We start from the raw sequence: 761 nt of genomic DNA on the forward strand, positions 1-761 counted from the left end.
CCGCAACCGCCGTCCGCACCGGCCGGGCGGCCGCCCGCGCCACCGGCCTCAACAAGGTCTACGGGGAGGGCGAGACCCGCGTCGTCGCCCTCGACAACGTCAGCGTCACCTTCCCGCAGGGCGAGTTCACCGCCATCATGGGCCCCTCCGGCTCCGGCAAGTCCACCCTCATGCACTGCATGGCCGGCCTCGACACCGTCTCCTCCGGCTCCTCCACCATCGGCGACACCGAACTCGTCGGCCTCAAGGACAAGCAGCTCACCCAGCTGCGCCGCGACCACATCGGCTTCGTCTTCCAGGCGTTCAACCTCCTCCCCACCCTGACCGCCCTGGAGAACATCACCCTCCCGATGGACATCGCCGGCCGCAAGGCCGACAAGCAGTGGCTGGACCGCGTCGTGGACACCGTCGGCCTCTCCGGCCGCCTCTCCCACCGCCCCAGCCAGCTCTCCGGCGGCCAGCAGCAGCGCGTCGCCTGCGCCCGCGCCCTCGCCTCCAAGCCCGACATCGTCTTCGCCGACGAACCCACCGGCAACCTCGACTCCCGCTCCGGCGCCGAGATCCTCTCCTTCCTGCGCAACTCCGTCCGCGAACTCGGCCAGACCGTCGTCATGGTCACCCACGACCCCGTCGCCGCCGCCTACGCCGACCGCGTCGTCTTCCTCGCCGACGGCCGCATCGTCGACGAACTCCACCAGCCCACCGCCGACACCGTCCTGGACCGCATGCGCCGCTTCGACGCCAAGGGCCGCACCAGCTGA

Annotated in this window: 1 protein-coding gene; it reads left to right on the forward strand. The window is 71.2% G+C overall.

The window, feature by feature from the left end; translation table 11 throughout:
* Nucleotides 1-761 (forward strand): ABC transporter ATP-binding protein (locus tag PUR56_RS38825; RefSeq protein ID WP_329880163.1); only part of this gene is annotated, 761 nt, incomplete at its 5' end.

Origin of the sequence: Streptomyces sp. BE303 (genome assembly GCF_036290945.1) — a bacterium.
In the GTDB taxonomy this organism is placed as follows: Bacteria; Actinomycetota; Actinomycetes; order Streptomycetales; family Streptomycetaceae; genus Kitasatospora.